The sequence below is a fragment of the Mitsuaria sp. CC2 genome (assembly GCF_048957715.1).
Taxonomy (GTDB): Bacteria; Pseudomonadota; Gammaproteobacteria; order Burkholderiales; family Burkholderiaceae_C; genus Roseateles.
This window is the reverse complement of record NZ_JARVXN010000035.1, coordinates 54,938-75,608: the sequence shown is the minus strand read 5'-3', so window position 1 is coordinate 75,608 and position 20,671 is coordinate 54,938. Positions and strand designations below refer to the sequence as shown.

Sequence of the window (20,671 nt, the reverse complement as noted above, 5' to 3'; positions counted from 1 at the left end):
CCGGGCGGCCGACGCTCAGGCGTCGACGATGACCTCGAAGCCGCCGAAGATCATGCGCTGACCGTCGAAGGGCATGTTCTTCGGATCGTGGTTCATGCGCGGGTCTTCCATCGCCTTCTTCATCCCTTCGTCGCGCACCTGGCGCGACGGCCAGACGATCCACGAGAAGACCACCGTCTCGTCCGGCTTGCGCTGCACGGCCATCGGGAACGAGGTCACCTTGCCCTCGGGCACGTCGTCGCTTCAGCACTCGACGACGCTGAGCGCGCCGTGGTCCTTGAACACCGCCGAGGCGTCCTGCGCCAGCTGGCGATAGGCCTCGCGCTTGGCGGTCGGCACGGCGATCACGAATCCATCCACGTAGTCCATTGCGGTTCTCCGGTTGTCGGCGCGGCTCGCGGCCGCCCCCTTGCACGACGGCTGAGACAGGGCCGCATCGACAGGATAGGAGCGGGCGGCTTGGCTCGCGGATGCCCTATTTGTGACGAGGTCGGTCCAGGCCCCGGTGTCCAGGCTTCCGGCCACACGCCTTGTCACCACGATGCGGGTTTTCCCGCTGCGCCGCATCGACCAGATTTCGGAAAGTGGTATCCAAGCGGTGGTAACAATTTCAGACTGGATTAATACCAATTCAGATCCATTGACCCCGCGGCCCGCCGGAGGATCCCACGCATGGACCCTCGGCGGCTTTGGTGCGGGCACGGGACCCGCTACGGCCTCACATCTGGGAACCCTGCCATGACCCTTTCCGTTCGACGCCCCACTTCCGCGACGTCCGCGCCGCTGCGACTGATCGTCGCCCTCGGCGCCGCCGCGCTCACCTTCCAGGCGGTCGCGCAGACCGCCGCGGCCTGGAAGCCCGACGTCTACTACACGGCCGGCACGGTCGTGAGCTACAACGGCCAGCTCTACCGCGCGACCGTCAACCAGACCGACTACGCCAGCACCGGCTGGAACCCGACCAACGCGTCCCTGTGGACGCTGGTCGGCCCCGCCAACGGCCCGGCGCCCTCGCCCGCACCGTCGCCAGCGCCCACGCCGAGCCCGTCGCCCAGTCCCGCACCGGCCCCCACGCCGGCACCGTCCCCGGCCCCCGCGCCGCAGGGCGCCTGGAATGCCGCCACCGCCTACTCGGGCGGCGCGATCGTCAGCTACCAGGGCGTGATCTACCGCGCCAACTGGTGGACGCAGGGTGACAACCCGGCCACGCAGAGCGGCCCCGTCGGCACCGGCAAGCCGTGGACGGTCTACGGCGGCACGACGCCGCCCGCGCCGTCTCCTGCGCCGACACCGACGCCCGCGCCCGCACCGACACCATCACCGGCCCCCGGCCCCGCGCCCACGCCGGCCCCGTCGCCCGGTCCGGCACCGGCGCCCGGCAAGCACCAGTTGATCGGCTACTGGCACAACTTCACCAACCCGGCCGGCCCGACCTTCCCGATCAGCCAGGTCTCCGCCGACTACGACGTGATCGTCGTCGCCTTCGCGGATGACGCCGGCAACGGCAGCATCGCCTTCAACCTGGATCCGAGCGCCGGCGGCGAGGCCCGCTTCATCGCGGACGTCGCGGCCGCGCGGTCCAAGGGCAAGAAGGTCGTGCTGTCCTTCGGCGGCCAGAACGGTACGGTGACGCTGAACAACGCGTCGCAGGTGACCAACTTCGTCAACAGCGTCGAGGCCATCATGAAGCGCTACGGCTTCGACGGCATCGACATCGACCTGGAGAGCGGCGCCGGCGTCACCTCGGGCGCGCCGGTGCAGGCCAACCTGGTCAGCGCGGTGAAGCAGCTCAAGCAGCGCATCGGCAGCGGCTTCTACCTGTCGATGGCGCCGGAGCATCCGTACGTGCAGGGCGGTTTCGTCGCCTACAGCGGCATCTGGGGCGCCTATCTGCCCATCATCGACGGCCTGCGCGACGAGCTGAACGTGCTGCACGTCCAGTACTACAACAACGGCGCCGTCTACACGCCGTACGCGACGCAAGGCCTGGCCGAGGGCAGCGTCGACATGCTGGTGGCCACCAGCCGGATGCTGATCGAGGGCTTCACGACCAACAACGGCACCGGGCCCTTCGTGTTCCGCGGGCTGCGGCCGGACCAGGTGGCGTTCGGACTGCCGTCGGGCCCGTCGTCGGCCAACAGCGGCCAGGCCAGCGTGGCGACGATCACGGCGGCGCTCAACTGCCTGACGAAGCTGTCGCAATGCGGCGCGATCAAGCCGGCGCAGGCCTATCCGACCTTCCGCGGCGTGATGACGTGGTCGATCAACTGGGACAGCCATGACGGCAAGGGCTTCTCGACCGGCGTGAGGGCGTCGCTCAACGCCCTGCCCTGAGCGCGGACGGAAGCGAGGAGGCCGGCCGGGAGGCCGGCCCTTCCGTCGGAGACTGCGGCGGCGATGCGCCGCTCAGTCCGGCCGGGCCATGAAGAACCTGTGACCCAGCTCGAAGTAGTCGCCGGCGCCGCCGCCCCGCAGGATCAACCCGGCGGCGGCGGTGTCGAACACGCCGTCCTTCAACAAGGCCGGCGAGATGTGCATGAGCAAGACCTGACCCAGGATCATCCAGGTGTCGACGGGCTCATCGTCCTTGGACGTCAACCGGACGATCTGGGACACCTTGCATTCGAAGGCGACGGGGCTCTCGCCGACGCGTGGCGGCGCCACCCTGACGGACGCGACCTCGGTCAGCTTCGCGAGCTCGAATTCGTTGACGCCGTGAGGGACCCGCGCACAGGTCGCGTTCATGGCTTCCGCGAGCTCGCGCGTGGCGAGATTCCAGACGAACTCGCCGGTCTCCTCGACGTTCCTCAGCGAGTCCTTCCGGCCGATGCTGGAGAACCCGATGATGGGCGGCGTGTAGTTCAACGCCGTGAAGAAGCTGTACGGCGCCAGATTCACGACGCCGGCCTGGCTCTTCGTCGACATCCATCCGATGGGGCGAGGTCCGACGATGGCGTTGAACGGGTTGTGCGGAAGGTTGGGGGCGCTCGGGTCGTAGGTGTGCATGGCGTGAGTATCTGTCCCTGAACCGCTTGACGCTCCTGCCTCGCCGCCCTGTCCCGTGGTGACCGGCGATCTCGTGCCGCGCCCGCCGGGGTCGGCGCCTGTAGGTCGTTTGCCTACACCGCCTTGCTGCTTTCACCTGCTTTACTCGAAGTGATAAAAATGCATAATTCGTATCACGTTGATGCCGCTTTGCAGCGATGTCCACGTCCCCGCTTTTCCTCCCTGAGCGGGGTCGACGATCAGTCGATTGCGCCCGACCACGAGAGTGGCCGGGCCATTTTTTTTGGATTTCCGATCCGGCAGCCGGGACGGCTGCGGTCAGCGCTTCAACTGATAAATATGATTCGACCGAGTCTTCAGCGGACCGCGTCGTCCTGCCGCGCCAACTGCGCGCGGATGAGCTGATCGCTCTTCACGTGGCGCGTCAGCGGGTCTGCCAAGCCGCCGGAGAAGCAGTGTTCCGTCCCGACCACGGTCGCGCCCACGCCGCGCAACAGGTGGCCGCGGTTGGGCACGACGTCCAGACTTCGCGCGCGAGACGTCAGCCGATCCGAAGCGGTGTCTGAGGAGCGGAAGTCCCCGTTGACATCAGAACTTCGGCATCAGAGCTCCGGCAACCGGATCTCCGTCAGCACCCACGAGGCGAAGCCCCGTCGCTGGAAAACCAATCCGGTGCGCCGGTCTTCCGCCTGCCCGGCGCGGCGGGCGTAGAGGATGAAGGTGTCGACGCCCTGGCGTTCCGTCGTCCAGATGGGTTCGCGCTTCGCCTCCCCTGCGCCGCCATCGGCATCGGAAGGCGCTTCGCCCGGCTCCTGCGCACGGGACTCGCGCCGCGGCCGCCGGGGCACGGGTGCCGCCGAAGGTGAAGGCCTTCGTCGACCACCTGTCGGCGACGCGCTGATCGGTGACCATCGCCGCCGGCGGCGGGAATGGTGTCGGCGTCAGCGCTACCATTCGCTCCCTATGGGTCCGCAACAGCAGCACATCGACGCGATCGGCCGGATCGCCGTCGTGCCGACCATCCTGGACGCCACGGCGCGTCTCACCGGGATGCGTTTCACCGCCGTCGCCCGGGTGACCGACACGAGCTGGACCGCCTGCGCCGTCCGCGACGAGATCGCCTTCGGGCTCAAGCCCGGCGACGAGCTCGAGCTCGTCTCGACGATCTGCAACGAGATCCGCCAGCACGGCCGCCCCGTGATCTTCGGCAGCGCAAGCGCCCACGAGGTGTTCCGGGACCATCCCACGCCCAAGCAGTACGGCTTCGAGAGCTACGTCTCCATCCCGATCTTCCGCGCCGACGGGATGTTCTTCGGCACGCTGTGCGCGATCGATCCGCGGCCGGCGAAGCTCGGCGACCCGGCGCTGCAGCAGACGCTGGAGCTTTTCGCCAAGCTCATCGGCACGCAGCTCGACGCCCAGGATCTGGATGAGCAGCGGATGGCGGCGCTGGCCGCCGCCGCCGACACCCGCGAGCTGCTGGAATGGGAGAACCAGCGCATCACCGCGCTGCTGAGCGAGCGCGACCAGGTGGAACGCGTGATCACCCGCGAGCTCAACGACACCCGCCGGCTGCGCGACGTGGCCGCGCGGCTCATCGGCAGCGACGGCGGCTCCGCCCTCTACGGCGAGATCCTCGACGCCGCGATCGAGATCCTGGACGGCGACGCGGGCACCCTCCAGCTGCTGGACCCCGCCTCCCAGACCCTGACCTTCCTCGCCACCAGCGGCTTCAGCCCCGAGATGGTGGCGCACTTCTCCGCCGTCGAGGCGTCGTCGGGCTCCCCCTGCAGCGTCGCCCTGTCGAGCGGGCGGCGGTCGTTCCTCCGCTTCGACGATCCCGACGCGCCCGATCCGGACGGTTCCAACCGGCTGCACCTGGACGCCGGCGTGCGCTGCGCGCAGTCCACGCCGCTGCTCAGCCGGTCGGGCCGACCGATCGGCATGCTCTCCACGCACTGGGCCGAGCCGCGGGATCTCAGCGAACGCGAGCTCCGTTTCCTCGACCTGCTGGGCCGGCAGGCCGCCGACCTGATCGAGCGTCACCAGGTGCAGGAGGCGCTGATGACCAGCGAACGCGCCCTGCGCGAGGAAGCGCGGCGCAAGGACGAGTTCATCGCCGTGCTGGCCCACGAGCTGCGCAATCCGCTGGCGCCCATCCGCAGCGGCATCGAGGTCATCAAGCGCGCCGCCGGCGACGTCAGGCTGATCGAGCGCGTCCGGCCCATGATGGAGCGGCAGATCGCGCAGGTGGTCCATCTGATCGACGACCTGCTGGACGTGTCGCGGATCAGCTCCGGCAAGGTGCAGCTGAAGCGCGAATGGGTCAGCCTGCAGTCGCTGGTGGAGAGCGCGCTCGAGGCGCACCGCGGCCCGATCGCCACGGGCGGGATCGAGCTGCTGGTCGAGCTCGACGATCCGGAGCGGCGGCTCGACGTCGATCCGACGCGCCTGTCGCAGGTCATCTCGAACGTGCTTCACAACGCGGTGAAATTCACTGCGGTCGGCGGCCGCATCACGATCCGCTCGCGGGTGGAGGCGGACGCTTCCGGACAAGGCCTGGAACTGCGGCTGCGCATCGCCGACTCCGGCGTCGGCATCGCCGCGGAGATGCTGCCCAACATCTTCGACCTGTTCACGCAGGTGCGATCCGACAGCTCCCGGCATGGCGGCATGGGGATCGGCCTGGCGCTCTCGCGCAGCCTGATGGCGCTGCACGGCGGCTCGATCGAGGCCAGCAGCCCCGGCGCCGGCCTCGGCAGCGAATTCCTCATCCGATTGCCGGTGGGCACGCCCTCCGCGGTCGCGACGGCGCCCGCCCGTGACGACGGCGGCGGCGACGCGGATCTGGCGGGCCTGCGGGTGCTGGTGGTCGACGACAACCAGGATGCCGCCGACGGCGTCGCCATGCTGCTGACGATGTGCGGCGGCGAGGTCCGGGTGGCCTACGACGCGACGCGCATCGTGGACGAGGTGCGGACCTTCGCGCCCGGCCTGGTGCTGCTCGACATCGGCCTGCCGGGCATCGACGGCTACCAGGCGTGCCGGCACGTGCGCGAGGAGATCGGCCACGACGTGCACATCGTGGCGTTGACGGGTTGGGGTCAGGAAGACGACCAGCGGCGCGCGAAGGCGGCCGGCTTCGACGCGCACCTCACGAAGCCGGTGGACCTGGCGAGCCTGATGCGGATCGCCTCCGGCGCCTTCGAGGCGTCAAGCGCATCGCAGGCATCGCAGGCATCGGTCTCGACGCGGTCGCCGAACGCCGACGCGCTCAAGGCCAGGTGACGCGCCCGGCCTGACGGAACACCGTCGGATTCACGCGGCTCCCGCGCTCAGGGATTCATCAGCAATTGCTGCACGCTCGAGAAGTCCAGGCCGCCCCTGCCGGCGCGGCTGTTGAGCGCGTAGAGGTTGCGCGCGAGCTCGCCGAGGGGCACGGCCGCGCCGACCTGCAGCGCGGCCTCGACCGCCAGACCGAGGTCCTTGAGCATCAGGTCGCTGCCGAAGCCGCCGGTGTAGCCGCGCGACGCGGGCGCTTCCGGCTTCACGCCAGGCCAGGGGTTGCAGACCTCGGTGGCCCAGCTGCGGCCGGTACTGACGGCCATCATCGCGGACAGCGCCTGCGGATCGAGTCCGTGCGACACGCCGAGCGCCAGCGCCTCGCCGGTGACGGCCATGATCACGCCGAGCGCCATGTTGTTGCACAGCTTGGCGACCTGGCCGGAGCCGGAGGTGCCCATGTGGAAGATGTTCCTGCCCATCGCCGAGAGCACGGGGCGGGCGCGTTCCAGCGCGGCCGCCTCGCCGCCGACGATGAAGGTCAAGGTCCCCGCGGCCGCGCCGGCCGTGCCGCCGGACACCGGCGCATCGATCATCGCGAGCCCGCGCGCCTGCGCCGCTTCAGCGACGCGCTGCGCGCTCGCCGGGGCGATGGTGCTGCAGTCGATCACCAGCGCCCCGGCGGCGATGCGCGCAAGCAGGCCGTCCTCGCCGAGGAACAGCGACTCGACGTGCCGGCTGGCGGGGAGCATGGCGATCACCACCGAAGCGCCCTCCACGGCCGCCGCGGCGGACGGCACCACGGTGACGCCCGCCGAGCGCGCGGCGGCGAGGGCCGCCTCGCTCAGATCGAACGCAGCCACCGCGTAGCCGTTCCTCACGAGGTTGGCCGCCATCGGTCCGCCCATGTGGCCGAGGCCGATGAAGGCGATGCGTTCAGCGGCCGATGCGTGCCCGTCCGTCGCGTTTCCGTCCGTTGCATTTCCGTCCATTGCATTTCCGTTCGTCGCGCTTGCGTTCGTCGCGCTTGCGTTCGTCGCGTTGCTCATGGTCTTGTCTCCGTGTCGTTGCATGTCCGGCGTGGTCAGCGCAGATCGGCCAGCGGATGCGCGCCGGCGAAGCGCGGCGCGAGCAGCGCGTCCAGATGCGCGTCGCCGCCTTCGTCCTGCGCGGCGCCCTGCCAGCGCGGCGTCCTGTCCTTGTCGATCAGCAGCGCGCGCACGCCCTCGGCGAAATCGGGGAACACGCAGCAGCCGACGGAGGCCTGGTACTCCATGCGGAACACCTCGGCGAGCGACGCCTGTCGCAGGCGGCGCTGCAGGGCGATGGCGAGCGCAGCCGACGTCGGCGAGCCCTTCTGGAACGTCGCCCCCGCCGTCGACAGCCACGCATCTCCCTCGCAGGCCAGCGAGCGCAGGCGAGGCGCCATCGTCGCCAGCGTGTCGTGCGGTCCGATCAAGGCGTCGATGCGATCGCGATGCGGCGCGAGTTGACTCGGTGCGAGGTCGGCGGACGGCAATGCGCGCAGCAGGTCGTCGAGCCGCTCGGCATCGGCCGAGCGTTCGCCGTCCCAGCGCGCATGCGCGATGGCTTCGAGCAAGGCGCCGCGGTCCTCGGCGCGCGCGGCGCGATCGGCCAGCCCGGCCCAGAGCGCGTCCGCCGCATTCAGCGGCGCTCCGGTGAGCGCGAGGAACAGCCCCGTCCGGCCCGGCAGCCGCGAGAGGAACCAGCTCCCACCGACATCCGGGTAGAGGCCCAGCGTGATCTCCGGCATCGCCAGCCTGCTGCGCGGCGTGACGACGCGGTGCGACGCGCCCGCCATCAGGCCGATGCCGCCGCCCATGACGATGCCGTGGCCCCAGACGAGCAGCGGCTTGGGGAACCGATGGAGGGTGTGGTCGAGGCGATACTCGCGCTCGAAGAATTCGGCGGCTTCGTGCGGCACCTTGCCAGGGCCGGCCGCGCGCATCGCGCGGTAGAGACCGACCACGTCGCCGCCCGCGCAGAAGGCTTTCTCGCTGCTGCCGTCGAGCACCACGCCCGCGACCTGCGGATCGTCGGCCCAGGCGCTCAGCTGCGACTGGAGCAGATCGACCATGGTCAAGGTCAGCGCATTCAGGCTGGCCGGCGCGTTCAGCGTGGCGTGGCCGAAGCGGTGGCCCGAGGCGGTCACCACGGTGCGGAACAGCACGGGTGCGTCGATGTGGTCGCCGCTGCTCACCGGCGAATCTCGGCCCGTCTCGCGGATCGACTGCGGCGTGGTGTTCTGGATGACTGTCATCGGACCTCCTCAGGCGTTGCGCCACTGCGGGCTGCGTTTGCCGAGGAAGGCCTGCACGCCTTCGCGCTGGTCTTCGGTCTCGAAGAGGCCGATGAAGGCCTCGCGTTCTGCCGCCAGCAGCGATTGCGGCGGCGCAGCGCGCGCGCCCTGGATGAGACGCTTGCACGCGGTCACGCTGGTGGGGCTTTGCGCCTGCACGCGCTCAGCCCACTGCAGCGCCTTCGCCAGCGCGCCGCCCTTGGGCATCAGCTCGTCGGCGAGTCCGATGCGCAGGGCCGTTTCGGCATCGACGCGCTCGCCGAGCAGGACCATGCGCTTGGCCCAGCTTTCGCCGATGGTCCAGCTCAGCCATTGCGTGCCGCCGGCGCAGGGCAGCAGGCCGACGGTCGCTTCGGGCAGCGCCATGACCGCGTGCGACTCCGCGATGCGCAGGTCGCAGGCGAGAGCGCATTCCAGTCCGCCGCCCATCGCGTAGCCGTTGATCGCGGCGATGCTGACGCCGCGGAATCCGGCGAGCGCTTCGAAGGCCTCGCCGAAGCGGCGTGCCATCGTCGCGGCGACGCCCTTGTCGCCGTCGGCGAACAGCTTCAGATCGGCGCCGGCGCTGAAGAACTTCTCGCCGTCGCCGGTGATGACCAGCGCGTAGATCTCGCGATCGCGGTTGAGATCGCCGACCAGCCGCGTCAAGGCCGCGAGGCTGTCGGCGGTCCACGTGTGGGCGGGAGGATTCGTCAGCGTGACGACGGCCGTGTGGCCGCGGCGCTCCAGGCGCAGGCCGGCGTAGGACGCGGCCGTGTCGTGGGTGTCAGTCATGGGTGTTGGCATGAGAGTGATGAATGGAAGACGTCGGAGGACGACGTCAACGAATGGTTTCGGGCGCCTGGTCCTGCAACATCCGTCTCGCGACGATGACGCGCATGATTTCGTTGGTGCCTTCGAGGATCTGATGCACGCGCGCGTCGCGCAGGAAGCGTTCCAGCGGGTACTCGCGGATGTAGCCGTAGCCGCCGTGGATCTGCAGCGCCTCGTTGCAGACGCTGAAGCCGATGTCGGTGGCCAACCGCTTGGCCATCGCGCAGTACACCTGCGCGTCGGGCGACTTCGCATCGAGCTTGGCCGCCGCCAGCCGCACCATCTGCCGCGCCGCCACCAGCTCCGTCGCCATGTCCGCGAGCTTGAACTGCAGCACCTGCATGTCCGCGAGCGCGCGGCCGAACTGGTGCCGCTCGTGCATGTAGCGCTGCGCCGCGGCCAGCGCGCCCTGCGCCGCGCCGACCGAGCAGGTCGCGATGTTGATGCGCCCGCCGTCCAGCCCCTGCATCGCGATGCGGAAGCCCTGCCCCTCCTCGCCGAGCCGATGCGCCGCCGGCACGCGTACGCCGTCGAAGGCGACGGCTCGGGTGGGCTGGCTGTTCCAGCCCATCTTCTCTTCCTTGCGGCCGTACTGGATGCCGGGCGAGTCGCCCTCGACCAGGAACGCGGAGATTCCGTCCGGGCCCGCGCCGCCGGTGCGCGCCATGACGACCAGCAGGTCGGTCGCGCCCGCGCCGGAGATGAAGGCCTTGCTGCCGTCGATCACGTAGCCGTCGCCGTCGCGGCGCGCGGTCGTGCGCAGCGAGGCGGCATCCGATCCCGCGCCGGGCTCGGTCAGGCAGTACGACGCGAGCTGCGTCCCGCTGCACAACGCGGGTCCGAATCGATGCGCGGTCTCCGGCGTCGCATACGTGCTCACCATCCACGCCGCCATGTTGTGGATGCTCAGGAACGCGGTGGTCGACGGGCAGGCGGCGGCCAGCTCTTCCAGCACGATGGTCGCGTCCAGCCGGGGCAGGCCCAGCCCGCCGCGCTCCGCCGGCGCATACAGCCCGCAGAAGCCCAGTTCGCCCGCATGGCGCAAGGTCTCGCGCGGGAAGAACGACTGCGCGTCCCATGCCGCCGCGTGCGGCGCCATCCCGTCGCGGGCGAAGTCGCGCGCCGCCTGCTGGAAGGCGCGCTGCTGCTCGTCGAGTTCGAAGTCCATCAGCGGCTCACCGGCTCACTGGAGGCTGATCGTCGTGTTGACGCCGCCGGTGGCGGCGTCGTCGAACCAGCGCGCGGTGACGGTCTTGGTCTGCGTGTAGAAAAGGACGACCTGCTTGCCGTACGGTCCGAGGTCGCCGAGCTTGGACGCGCGCGAGCCGGTGAACGAGAACAGCGGCACCGGCACCGGGATGGGCACGTTGATGCCGACCTGGCCGATGTCGATCTCATCCTCGAAGCGGCGCGCGGCCGCGCCCGACTGCGTGAACAGCGCGGTCCCGTTGCCGTTCGGATTCGCATTGATCATCGCGATCGCCTCGTCGAGCGTCGCGGCTTCGGCGACGCACAGCACCGGACCGAAGACCTCCTGGTCGTAGATCGTCATGCCGGGCTTCACGCCGCTGAAGATCGTCGGCCCGACGAAATTGCCTTCCTTCAACTGGCCGCTGAGCGGCGGCAGCCGGCCGTCGAGCGCCAGCGTCGCGCCGTCCTCGATGCCGCGGGCGATCAGGCTCTCCACGCGGTCACGCGCGGCGCAGGAGATCAGCGGGCCGACGTCGGTCGTGGCCGAATCGCCGGCGCCCACGCTCAGGCCCTTCGCCTTGGCGATCAGGTCCGGCAGCCATTCCCGCGCGGCACCGACGAGCACCGCGACCGACACCGCCATGCAGCGCTGCCCCGCCGCGCCGAACGCGGCGCCGGCGAGCGCGTTGAGCGTCTGCTCCTTGTGCGCGTCGGGCAGCACGACGGCGTGGTTCTTCGCCCCCATCATGCATTGCACGCGCTTGCCTGCCTTCACCGCGCGGTCGTGGACCAGCGTCCCCACGCGCGTCGATCCGACGAAGGAGATGGCGCGGATGTCGGCGTGATCGCACAGCGCGTTGACGACCTCCTCGCCGCCGTGCACGACGTTGAGCACGCCCTTCGGGATGCCGGCTTCGAGCGCCAGTTCCACGAGCCGCATTGTCACCATCGGGTCCTGCTCGGACGGCTTCAGCACGAAGGTGTTGCCGCAGGCGATGGCCATGGGGAACATCCATAGCGGGATCATCGCGGGGAAGTTGAACGGCGTGATGCCGGCGCACACGCCCAGCGGCTGCAGCAGGGTGTAGGTGTCGACGCCGCCGGCGACGTTGTGGGCGCGTTCGCCCATCTGCAGCGAGCCGATGTTGGCCGCGTGCTCGACGACCTCCAGGCCGCGGAACACGTCGCCCTCGGCATCGGCGAGGGTCTTGCCCTGCTCGGCGGTCAGCGTCGCGGCCAACGACTTGATGTTGTCGCGGATCAGCTGCTGGTACTTCAGGAAGATGCGCGCGCGCTGCCCGATGGGCACCTTGCGCCAGGTCTTGAAGGCGTCGTGCGCGGCGGCGATGGCGGCCTCGACTTCATCGGGCGTGGCCATCGGCACGCGGGCCAGACGTTGCTGCGTCGCTGGGTTGATCACGTCGCGCCACTCGGTGCTGCGCGACTGGACGAATTCGCCGTTGATCAACAACGGAATACGGGGCAAGTCTTCGCGGCTCATGCACGGTCTCCAAGCGTTCGATGCCATCGTGGCGAGCCGTTCTGCGGCGCACTCGACGGTGGGTTGAATTTCACAGAGAATCTATCCACACACTTTGCAAGACGCCAGCTCTTCCTCTTGTGATGCGGTGACCAGGCAAAACACTCCACACGAATTCTGTGAAATCAGCGAATGCTGTGAAACGCATGGCCAGCCCCACCGGTACCCCGTCGAGTTCGTCCCGAAAGCTGTTCATCGGGCCGCGGATCCGCCGCCTGCGCGAGCAGCTGCAGTGGAATCAGGCCGAGCTGGCGAGCCGCCTGGCGCTGTCGCTCAGCTACGTGTCGCAGATCGAGACCAACCAGCGGCCGGTCACGGCGAGCGTGCTGATCAAGCTCGCGGAGGTTTTCGGCGGCGGCATCGGGCAGTTCTCGGAGGAGCAGGACCAGCAACTGCTCGCGGACCTGGACGCGGCGCTGCGCGACCGCTCGCTGACCACGACGGCGATGGCGCCGGCACAGGTCGCGCGGCTGGTGGAACAGGCCCCGGAACTGGCGGAGTCCTACGTCGCGCTGCATCAGCGCTACCTGCGGCTGCAGGACGAGCACTCGCAGATGATCGACCGCTTCTACGGCGAGCAGGGTCGCGAGGCGGCGGGCGCGCCGCCCTCGTTCCGCAGCGAGCCGCTGCCGCACGAGGCCGTCCGCGATCACCTGAATCGCCGCAACAACCATCTCGACGATCTGGACCTGCGCGGCGAGCAGCTGGCGGAATCGCTCGGCCTGGTCCCTGGCCATCGCGCGCAGCCGCTGCGCGAGCTGCTGCTGCAACGCCACGGGATCAAGACCGAAGTGGCCGACGACCCGCAGACGCGGGAAGAGATGTCCGACGCCTTCCTGCGTCACTACGACGCGCGTCGACGGCTGCTGCGCATGCCGCGTTTCCTCAGCGATGCGCAGCAGGCGTTCCAGCTCGCCACGCAGTACGCGTTGATCGCCGAGGCCGATGCCATCGAGGCGGAACTCGGCGCGGGCGCCTTCGTCGACGAAGCGACGCGCGCGCTGGCCCGGCAGGGCTTCGCCCACTACTTCGCCGGCGCGACGCTGCTGCCGTATGGCGAGTTCCTCACCGCGGCGCGCAACGCGCGCTACGACGTCGAGCTGCTTCAACAGCGATTCCAGGTCAGCGTGGAGACGATCTGCCATCGCCTCTCGACGCTGCAGCGCAACGGCAACCGCGGCGTGCCGTTCTACTTCGTGCGCGTGGACCAGGCGGGCAACATCTCCAAGCGGCAGAGCGCGACGAGCTTCCACTTCGCGCGACACGGCGGCGCCTGCCCGCTGTGGCACGTGCACGAGGCCTTCGCGCAGCCCGGTCGTTTCCTCACGCAGATCGCGGAGATGCCGGACGGCAGCCGCTTCTTCGGCATCGCGCGGACCATCGAGCGGCACGGCGGCGGCGGCTACTTGGCGCGGCGCAAGCTCTTCGCGATCGGGCTCGGCTGCGACATCTCGCATGCGCGGGAGCTGGTCTACGCCGAGGGCTTGAACTTCGACGAGAGCACGGTGTCCAAGCAGGCCATCCCCATCGGCCCCGGCTGCCGCGTCTGCCCGCGCGAGCACTGCGTCCAGCGCGCGTTCCCGCCTGCGGGCAAGGCGCTGGTGGCGGACAGCGACAGCGAGTCGCTGGTGTCGTATCGGTTCACGGGTTGAAGGATGCTTCGGTCGACCACTTCACGCTGACCACACCATCGGCCTCTACGCTGCGCGGATGTCTCATCCAGCGCAGCCAATGAGTCTTGCTGAAAACGCCCGCAGGTGCCTCTCGTTCGTCACAGTGGCGCTCTTCATCGTCGGCGTTTTCGCCCTGTCGTTCTACGAGCTCGAGATCAATCCATTTCTCGGCATGCCCCTCACGCTGATGGTCTTCATCAGCGGGCTCGTGGCGCTCATCAGCACCGCCATCGGAGCATGGCGAGGCGAGCATCGCGTGCGCTGCCGCCGAGCATGTGTTGTCACCCTCGCGGTGTGGGCGGCCTGGATGTCCGGCGGCGTGAACGTCGTCGCCAAGCAGGCTTGGTTCTGGACCGAACGCGCCTACTTCGAGCAAGCGGTCCGCGAAGCCGCGCACGGAGAGGTGCCGTCATGTGTGGCTACGAAACGGTGTATCCATGAGCCAGGGCGCGACGCGGATCTGGCCTTTCCCATGGGCGGAATGCTGGACAACTGGTACGGCGTGATCCACGCACCTGCCTGGCAGGATCCTTCGGTCGATCGCGATCGGACCAGCTTCGACGGCGATCTGGTGGGATGCGAGCACCTGACCGGACCGTATTTCATCTGCAGCTTCACCTAGCGTCGATCTAACATCCCCACATGCCCTCCTACGCTTGGTCCTGCCTGTCCTGCGGCCGCTCGAACGCGCCCGCGTGCGAACGCTGCAGCGAATGCGCTTGCCCGGCAACGCCGAGGTCGAGCGAGATCGAAGAAGCTCGACGCCAGTACACGCAGCGCGGCGGCACGCTCGAGAACGACGCCAGAATGGCGGCGATGCGGGACCTTGACACCTTCGATGTGCTCATCAGACTGCCCCTCCTGGTCTTGCTGGGTCATCGGTCTCGGCGATGAGAACGCTCGTCGGCTGACGCCTGTCGCCGACACGCGGACACGGCGCTGGTGGCGGACAGCGACAGCGCGTCGCTGGTGTCATACCGATTCACGGGTTGAAGAATTCCACATTGCCCCCTGCGCTTCGCGACAAGCGCCTAATGGGGCTCACGATCAAGGCTGGAGTGGACGATGAAGCGCAGTACCAAACCCCACGCGGACAAGCGACCACAACCCGGCGTCGAACACGGTCTGCCCACCGCGGAGCGGGCGGAGCTGCAGCGGCAAGGCGCCAAGGCCGCGGCCCGCGGCGACGGGTCTTCCGGGAATCCGATGGACGAGACGTCCAACCTGCCGACCAGCACCGGCGAATGCTCCGACCTGTGGAAGGAGCGCAAGGACGCGTGGCAGAGCGGCCACGAGGCCCAGTCGAGGACCGACGACAAGGCCGCCACCGAGCGCGGCGACACCTACCGCACGAAGGACGATCACTGAACGGCCCCGCGCCAGACCCGGCCTCGGGACCAACAGGTTCTCTCCGCGTTTCCTCGTTATCGGCCCGGATTACCGGGCGGCCTCGTCGCGCGGGTCCGGACTCTTCGCCGCGGGACCACACCGCTGGCGCGTGACGCCAAGCGATGCTGTCTTTACGTCGGGGCGGACAGGTCATGGCCTCTAACTTGCCTTCAGTCGTTGAGCCGGTCTCTCGGCACAACGAAGGTCTCACCATGAACAGCAGTACCTCGCCTGGCGGCACGCAAGCCCCGAAAACGTCGCGTCCCGAGAACGAAGACGACGACCCGGTCGGGGACAACCGCCCCGTGGGTGAATCGACCGGCGCCGATGTCCCTGATGACGAGGAAGAGAACGCGTCGAACTCCGGTGCCGTTCGTACCGGCAACGACAAGGCGAAGCCGACCCGGCAGTCGTCCGATGTTGAAGAGATCGAGCCGCCAAAAGAATTGCCCGAAGGCAGCGATGTGCCACCCAGCGATCGCCTCAACGACCATCACCCGGAAGAATTCCCGTCGCGCCGCTCCGGGCGACAGCCCTCCCCCGACAGCAAGCTGCCGCAGTCCAGCCGCGGCTGAAGGCAAGCCGGCTGTTCATGAACGGCGGCGCGCGGGCCGACGCGCCTTGAGGACATCGGCCGGGACACGGGGCGCGCATGCACAATCCCCTGCCAAATGCGCGGATTGCCCACCCCCTTCCTTCGACGCGTCCCACGGCTCCTGGTCGCAGGATTGCTGGCCCCACTGCTGACGCTCGCGGCGGCCAGTCCGGAGCCGCCTCCCGCCACAGCGTCGGGGACCGTCACGGTCAGCCCCGTCGCCGCGCCCGACATCCTGACGCGCGCCGACGAGGATCTGCAACGCGTCGATCGGGCCAAACGGCTGCTCCAGGCGCCGGACCCGTCCGAACGGCTCGCCAGCGAGCTCGACGACATCTCGCGCCCGGTCAACGCCAAGCTCAATGCCGCGGCGGGCAGCGCCTTGCGCACGCTGACGGTCATGCGCCTGGAGAGCCTGGCGCGACATTGGGACTTCGACGAACGCCGCTTCGCGCGATGGGAAGAGCGCTCCACCCGGGCGCTGGCACCGTACGCGGACACCGCGGTCCAGTTGGCCCAGCGTCGCGCCGCGTGGTCGGCCACGCGCGCGGCGGGCCTGCTCGACGGACTTCCCCCCACGCTCTCGGCACGCGTGGACACGATGCTCGCGCAGTTCGATGCGTCCGAAGCATCCCTGGGCATCGTGCTGGCGAAGCAGTTCGACCTGACGCAGCGCGCGAGCGAGTTGAAGGCCCGCATCAACGCGGGTCACGACGAGGTCGACGCGGCCATCGATGAGATCGACCGCCAGCTGTTGCGGACGGACGTGCCGCCGCTGTGGAGCGAGTTCTGGCCCAGCACCGGCACGGCCGGAGCGCTCGCCGCGATGGAACGCGGCTTCGAGATCGAGCGCCAGTTCGCGTTGGACTATCACGCGGCGGACGGCGGGAACCAGCAGGCGCTGCGCATGATCCAGATCCTGCTGCTGCCGCTCATCCTGTGGCTGGCCGTGCGCAGCCGACGCGCGCCCGATGACAGCGAGCCGAGCCACGTGCCGCACGCCCTGCGTCGCCCCGTGTCGTCGTGGTTGCTGCTGGCGATGCTGGGGGTGCTGGTGCTGGAGCCTGACGCTCCCCTGCTCGTCCAGGAACTCGCCCTGGTGCTGGCGCTGATCCCCGTGCTGCGCCTGTTGCCGTCCGGCACAGTGCGCGCGCTGGGCGTCTGGCCCTACGTCGCGGTGGCGCTCTACATCGTCGACCGCCTGGGCGTGGCCGTGCCGGCCGACGTCGGCCTGTACCGGCTCTACACGCTGGGCGTGAGCCTCCTGGCCATGGGACTCACGGTGTGGCTGCTCCGCCGCGCGCCTGCTGACCGTGCCACCGGAGAGAGCCGTCTCCGGACGGCGGTCCGCCGGATCAGCTGGGCCGTGCTGGCCGTGCTCACGGTCTCCATTGCGTCCAACATCGGCGGGAACATCTCCCTGGCGGAAACCTTGACCAGCGGCGTGATCGACAGCGGCTACATGGCCCTGCTGCTCTACGCGGGCGTGGCGGCGGTGCGCGGGATCCTGCACGCACTCGCGCGACAACCCGAGGTGGCGCAGAGAAAGCTCGTCCGGCAGCACGCACCCGCGCTGGAGGTGATGGCCACCCGGCTGCTGGTGCTCGCCGCGTGGCTGGGCTGGCTCGTCTACAGCATGGACCGTTTCCGCGTGCTCCGGCCCCTGCGGGCCGTGGGCGCCAACGTGCTCGATCTCGGCGTCGACGTGGGCGAGGTCTCGATCCACCTGGGCGACGTCCTGGTGTTCTTCCTGTCCACCTGGCTGGCCCTGTGGGTGGCTCGCGCGGTCCGTCGACTGCTGCGCGACGAGCTGCCCCACCATGCGGCCTTGCCACGGGGTGTCGGCAACAGCATCGCCTCGTTGAGCTATTACGGCGTCCTGCTGCTCGGCCTGCTGGTGGCCTTGTCCGCCGCGGGCTTCAAGGTCAGCCAGCTCGCCCTGGTGTTCGGTGCGCTGGGCGTGGGCATCGGATTCGGACTGCAAGGCGTCGTCAACAACTTCGTCTCCGGCCTGGTGCTGATGTTCGAGCGTCCGATCCAGCCGGGGGACATGGTCGACGCCGCGGGCACGTCGGGCACCGTGCGCGAGATCGGTCTGCGCGCCACCATCCTGCGCACCTTCGACGGCGCCGACGTGGTGGTGCCCAACGGCCTGCTGCTGAGCGGGAACCTGACCAACTGGACCATGTTCGACCGCAGCCGTCGCATCGAGATCGCGGTGAATGTCGCTTACGGCTCGGACCCGGCGCAGGTGCTGGCGGTGCTGGGCGCGGCGGCGCGCGAGACGCCCGGCGTGTCCGTGACTCCGCCGCCCGTGGTGCTGATGACCAGCTACGCGGACAGCTCGCTCAACTTCGTGGTCCGCGTCTGGACGCAGGACATCGGCGGATGGATGGCCCTTCGCGGCGAACTGCTGGCCCGCGTGCTCGCGGCGCTCCGCCAGGCCGGCATCGACATTCCGTATCCGCAGATGGACGTCCACCTGCGGAGCATGCCGGAGGGCGTCGAGGGTGCCGCCAGGAGCATTGCTCGCGGAGATGCGGGCCTTGCGGATACGCCGCCCCGAAGGCCATGAAGCTCAGCTTGCCCTGGCCGTCATGGCCTTCCCTACACTCGCCGGATGCCGTCAGCCCTTTTCCGTACCAGCCTCCAGCGATCTCGCGGCCCCGCCGGCAAGCGCCCTCTTCATCCGATCGCCCAGGCCTGGCTCAATCGCTTTGGTGATGCGCTGCCGGCGGGCCACCTGTGCCGGCAGTCCTCCCTGGCGGATCGCTGGCTGCGTATCCACAGCCTGCCGGAATCCAAGCGCTATCCCGATGACGACGCACAACTCGCCGAGGTGCTGCGGCGCCAGAACGCGGTAGCCAGCGAGCTTCTGGGCGAAGGCGCCCTGTGCTTGTTGTTCTTCGCGTGCTGGTCGGGAGGACCGGAGGCGGCACGATTGGCGCGCAAGCAGACATGGCTCCAAACAGTGGGCGGGATGCCGGAACTCGTACTGACCGCGGAGGAAAGTGACGATGGCGACCAGATGGCTTTCTTGGCGCAGCCCGTGACCTGGCACCCTGGGGCATTCGATCGATTGATTGCCGATCGCGCGAACGACCGCACCTGGCCGCTGCTTTTCGCCAACCTGCACCGCGGCAGCATCTACGCGCCGTACGACGGCGGCGCCGATCTGTTCTATCCGTCTTCGGAGGATGTCGATCCAGCGCGATCGCGTCATCGGGATTGGCTTCCGACGCGTGCGAGTGGGATGTGAGGGAGGCACGCCCGGCACGAGCCGGGCGTCTTGCTGGGAAGCGAACCGAGGACGTCAGTCCGTGGATCGCTCCACCGACACCGTGCAACCGTCGGGGTTCATTCGGCCAGGGCGAGCTGGCGATCGTCGGCCGACGCGTCGCGGCGGCCGGTGACGTAGACGGTCGGCAGTTGCTGGCGCTTCACGGTGACGACCACCGGATCCAGCGTCACGATCGAGGCGCGCAGATCGCGCTGGCCCTGCGCATGAGCGATCCCCAGGCCCAGGGCCAGCGCGGCCACGGCACCGAAGGCGACGGCCTTGACGGTGGTGCCGGTGGCGGACGTGATGGCGAGGCGGTGGGTGGCGTTCATGTCGATCTCCGGAAGGGGTTGCTGTGTCGATGAATGCAGTGTCGTCATCGACCGCCCTGCCCTCCAGCGCCCGGCGACGAACCTGCAGCGCGGCGGCGTGAACTGCATCGGCAGTCGATGAGCCGCCAGCGTGCAGCGGTGGGTCCAGGGTCGGTGCAGGGTCGGCTCAATGGAAAACGCCGACAGGTCGCTGGCCCTGTCGGCGCTTTGCCTCGTCTGGCCGTACTTGACGGCGATGCGCGGGAGTCCTCGTCGGTCAGGGGCGCGTCTGGCGTCGCCGCTCCCGCAGCATGAACAGGTAGAGCCCTTCGACCTTCTCGCGCGCCCACGGCGTCTTGCGCAGGAACTTCAGGCTGGACTTGACGCTCGGCTCGAAGGCGAAGCAGCGCAGCGGGATGCGCTCGTCGAGGCCGTCCCAGCCGTACTCGGCGGCCAGCTCGGTCACGATGGTTTCCAGCGTCAGGCCGTGCAACGGGTTGCGCGGTTGCTCTTGCGGCGGCGGGGCGGACTCGGTCATGAATGGATTGTCGCCGGTCGCGCCGGGCCATGGCCGCGCCGCGGCGGTCGACGCGAAGCGCGCCCCGGCACGCTTCAGCGCTCCGGCCCGCGTGGTACCTTCATCGCCATGAGCACGAATTTCCCCGACGAAGAACGCCCCATCATCCAAGAGCCGCGCACGTGGCAGGACGAGCGCTGGACCGCGCAGGTCATCAAGAACGAGGACGACGAGGGTTGGGCCGTCGCGATGACGCTGATCGGCGAGGCGGAGCCCGCCCTCGTCGGCCCCTGGACGATGGGGCGCGACAAGAAGAACCCGAAGCCGCTCGATGCGGCCGCCTTCCACACGCTGGTGAAGACGGCGTCCGAGGTGCTGCGCCGTCATGAGCAGCAGCTGCACGCCCGGCTGCACAAGAGCGTCAAGCTGGACACGGACAACGGCCGCATCCAGGTGCTGCTCGACATCGTTCCCGACGAGGACAACCCGTACGCGACGCTGACCGCGCTGAACGACGACGGCGAGCAGCTCGCGCAGGTGCGCGTGGCGGCCGGCTTCAAGTTCAACGAGGCGACCGCCGCGGCCTGGGTGGAGAACGACTTTTTGAAGCCCTGAGGGCAAGACCCGGCCCCAAGGCGGGCGTGAGGCTGCTGGCCCTCACCCCTGCCCTCTCCCGCAAGCGGGAGAGGGAGTCCGACCGGCTCGACTCGCGGCGCTGGCTCCTCTTGCTCTCTCTCCCGCAAGCGGGGCTCGA

20 protein-coding genes and 1 pseudogene are annotated in these 20,671 nt (G+C 69.2%); 9 read left to right on the top strand and 12 right to left on the bottom strand.

Annotated features, from left to right (window positions below; genetic code table 11):
* Nucleotides 1-15: 15 nt before the first annotated feature.
* Nucleotides 16-369: pseudogene (locus PV762_RS23700) on the bottom strand (DUF1428 domain-containing protein).
* A gap of 369 nt (nucleotides 370-738) precedes the next feature.
* Between PV762_RS23700 and PV762_RS23695 the strand changes: the two are divergent.
* A complete protein-coding gene (locus PV762_RS23695; RefSeq protein ID WP_421037455.1) occupies nucleotides 739-2,334 on the top strand; it encodes a chitinase in 1,596 nt (531 codons plus the stop codon).
* Between the two features lie 72 nt (nucleotides 2,335-2,406).
* Here PV762_RS23695 and PV762_RS23690 read toward each other — a convergent pair whose 3' ends face one another.
* From PV762_RS23690 to PV762_RS23680, 3 genes are all read right to left on the bottom strand, one after another.
* Nucleotides 2,407-3,006, bottom strand: a complete 600-nt coding sequence (locus tag PV762_RS23690) for a flavin reductase family protein (RefSeq protein ID WP_421037454.1) — start codon at nucleotides 3,004-3,006, stop codon at nucleotides 2,407-2,409.
* Nucleotides 3,007-3,362: 356 nt separating this feature from the next.
* On the bottom strand, nucleotides 3,363-3,521 hold the full coding sequence (locus PV762_RS23685) for a hypothetical protein (RefSeq protein WP_421037453.1): 159 nt from the start codon (nucleotides 3,519-3,521) through the stop codon (nucleotides 3,363-3,365).
* An 87-nt stretch (nucleotides 3,522-3,608) separates the two neighbouring features.
* Nucleotides 3,609-3,854, bottom strand: a complete 246-nt coding sequence (locus PV762_RS23680) for a hypothetical protein (RefSeq protein ID WP_421037452.1) — start codon at nucleotides 3,852-3,854, stop codon at nucleotides 3,609-3,611.
* Between the two features lie 115 nt (nucleotides 3,855-3,969).
* Between PV762_RS23680 and PV762_RS23675 the strand changes: the two genes are divergently transcribed.
* Nucleotides 3,970-6,294: a GAF domain-containing protein gene (locus PV762_RS23675; RefSeq protein ID WP_421037451.1), complete on the top strand. Its 2,325-nt coding sequence runs from the start codon at nucleotides 3,970-3,972 to the stop codon at nucleotides 6,292-6,294.
* Nucleotides 6,295-6,341: 47 nt separating this feature from the next.
* On the opposite strand, the gene mmsB is transcribed toward PV762_RS23675, so the two are convergent.
* From mmsB to PV762_RS23650, 5 genes are all read right to left on the bottom strand, one after another.
* Nucleotides 6,342-7,280: a 3-hydroxyisobutyrate dehydrogenase gene (gene mmsB, locus PV762_RS23670; RefSeq protein WP_421037450.1), complete on the bottom strand. Its 939-nt coding sequence runs from the start codon at nucleotides 7,278-7,280 to the stop codon at nucleotides 6,342-6,344.
* Between the two features lie 92 nt (nucleotides 7,281-7,372).
* Nucleotides 7,373-8,569 (bottom strand): enoyl-CoA hydratase/isomerase family protein, encoded by a 1,197-nt coding sequence (locus PV762_RS23665; protein ID WP_421037449.1) that lies wholly within the window; start codon nucleotides 8,567-8,569, stop codon nucleotides 7,373-7,375.
* Between the two features lie 9 nt (nucleotides 8,570-8,578).
* A complete protein-coding gene (locus tag PV762_RS23660) occupies nucleotides 8,579-9,382 on the bottom strand; it encodes an enoyl-CoA hydratase (RefSeq protein WP_421037448.1) in 804 nt (267 codons plus the stop codon).
* Nucleotides 9,383-9,428: 46 nt separating this feature from the next.
* Nucleotides 9,429-10,589 carry an acyl-CoA dehydrogenase family protein gene (locus tag PV762_RS23655; protein ID WP_421037447.1) on the bottom strand — a complete coding sequence of 387 codons (1,161 nt, stop codon included), beginning with the start codon at nucleotides 10,587-10,589 and terminating at the stop codon, nucleotides 9,429-9,431.
* A 15-nt stretch (nucleotides 10,590-10,604) separates the two neighbouring features.
* Nucleotides 10,605-12,113 (bottom strand): CoA-acylating methylmalonate-semialdehyde dehydrogenase, encoded by a 1,509-nt coding sequence (locus PV762_RS23650; RefSeq protein ID WP_421037446.1) that lies wholly within the window; start codon nucleotides 12,111-12,113, stop codon nucleotides 10,605-10,607.
* Between the two features lie 185 nt (nucleotides 12,114-12,298).
* On the opposite strand from PV762_RS23650, the gene PV762_RS23645 reads away from it, so the two are divergent.
* Both PV762_RS23645 and PV762_RS23640 read left to right on the top strand, forming a co-directional pair.
* Nucleotides 12,299-13,804: a helix-turn-helix domain-containing protein gene (locus PV762_RS23645; RefSeq protein ID WP_421037445.1), complete on the top strand. Its 1,506-nt coding sequence runs from the start codon at nucleotides 12,299-12,301 to the stop codon at nucleotides 13,802-13,804.
* Between the two features lie 79 nt (nucleotides 13,805-13,883).
* Nucleotides 13,884-14,447 (top strand): hypothetical protein, encoded by a 564-nt coding sequence (locus PV762_RS23640; RefSeq protein ID WP_421037444.1) that lies wholly within the window; start codon nucleotides 13,884-13,886, stop codon nucleotides 14,445-14,447.
* A gap of 28 nt (nucleotides 14,448-14,475) precedes the next feature.
* Here the strand turns inward: PV762_RS23640 and PV762_RS23635 are convergent, their stop codons facing one another.
* On the bottom strand, nucleotides 14,476-14,673 hold the full coding sequence (locus PV762_RS23635; RefSeq protein WP_421037443.1) for a hypothetical protein: 198 nt from the start codon (nucleotides 14,671-14,673) through the stop codon (nucleotides 14,476-14,478).
* A gap of 217 nt (nucleotides 14,674-14,890) precedes the next feature.
* Here PV762_RS23635 and PV762_RS23630 point away from each other — a divergent pair, with 217 nt between their 5' ends.
* The 4 genes from PV762_RS23630 to PV762_RS23615 all read left to right on the top strand — a co-directional run bounded on the left by PV762_RS23630 (nucleotide 14,891) and on the right by PV762_RS23615 (nucleotide 19,068).
* The gene (locus tag PV762_RS23630) at nucleotides 14,891-15,193 is read left to right on the top strand and encodes a CrpP-related protein (protein WP_421037442.1); all 303 of its coding nucleotides are present in this window, start codon (nucleotides 14,891-14,893) and stop codon (nucleotides 15,191-15,193) included.
* A 233-nt stretch (nucleotides 15,194-15,426) separates the two neighbouring features.
* Complete coding sequence (locus PV762_RS23625) at nucleotides 15,427-15,789, top strand: hypothetical protein (RefSeq protein WP_421037441.1); 363 nt, start codon at nucleotides 15,427-15,429, stop codon at nucleotides 15,787-15,789.
* A gap of 153 nt (nucleotides 15,790-15,942) precedes the next feature.
* Nucleotides 15,943-18,384 carry a mechanosensitive ion channel family protein gene (locus tag PV762_RS23620; RefSeq protein WP_421037440.1) on the top strand — a complete coding sequence of 814 codons (2,442 nt, stop codon included), beginning with the start codon at nucleotides 15,943-15,945 and terminating at the stop codon, nucleotides 18,382-18,384.
* 45 nt (nucleotides 18,385-18,429) lie between these two features.
* On the top strand, nucleotides 18,430-19,068 hold the full coding sequence (locus tag PV762_RS23615) for a DUF3885 domain-containing protein (RefSeq protein ID WP_421037439.1): 639 nt from the start codon (nucleotides 18,430-18,432) through the stop codon (nucleotides 19,066-19,068).
* 98 nt (nucleotides 19,069-19,166) lie between these two features.
* Here the strand turns inward: PV762_RS23615 and PV762_RS23610 are convergent, their stop codons facing one another.
* Both PV762_RS23610 and PV762_RS23605 read right to left on the bottom strand, forming a co-directional pair.
* Nucleotides 19,167-19,421, bottom strand: a complete 255-nt coding sequence (locus PV762_RS23610) for a hypothetical protein (RefSeq protein ID WP_421037438.1) — start codon at nucleotides 19,419-19,421, stop codon at nucleotides 19,167-19,169.
* Between the two features lie 256 nt (nucleotides 19,422-19,677).
* A complete protein-coding gene (locus tag PV762_RS23605; RefSeq protein ID WP_421037437.1) occupies nucleotides 19,678-19,938 on the bottom strand; it encodes a VF530 family DNA-binding protein in 261 nt (86 codons plus the stop codon).
* A gap of 108 nt (nucleotides 19,939-20,046) precedes the next feature.
* On the opposite strand from PV762_RS23605, the gene PV762_RS23600 reads away from it, so the two are divergent.
* Nucleotides 20,047-20,532 carry a hypothetical protein gene (locus tag PV762_RS23600; protein ID WP_421037436.1) on the top strand — a complete coding sequence of 162 codons (486 nt, stop codon included), beginning with the start codon at nucleotides 20,047-20,049 and terminating at the stop codon, nucleotides 20,530-20,532.
* Nucleotides 20,533-20,671 lie beyond the last annotated feature (139 nt).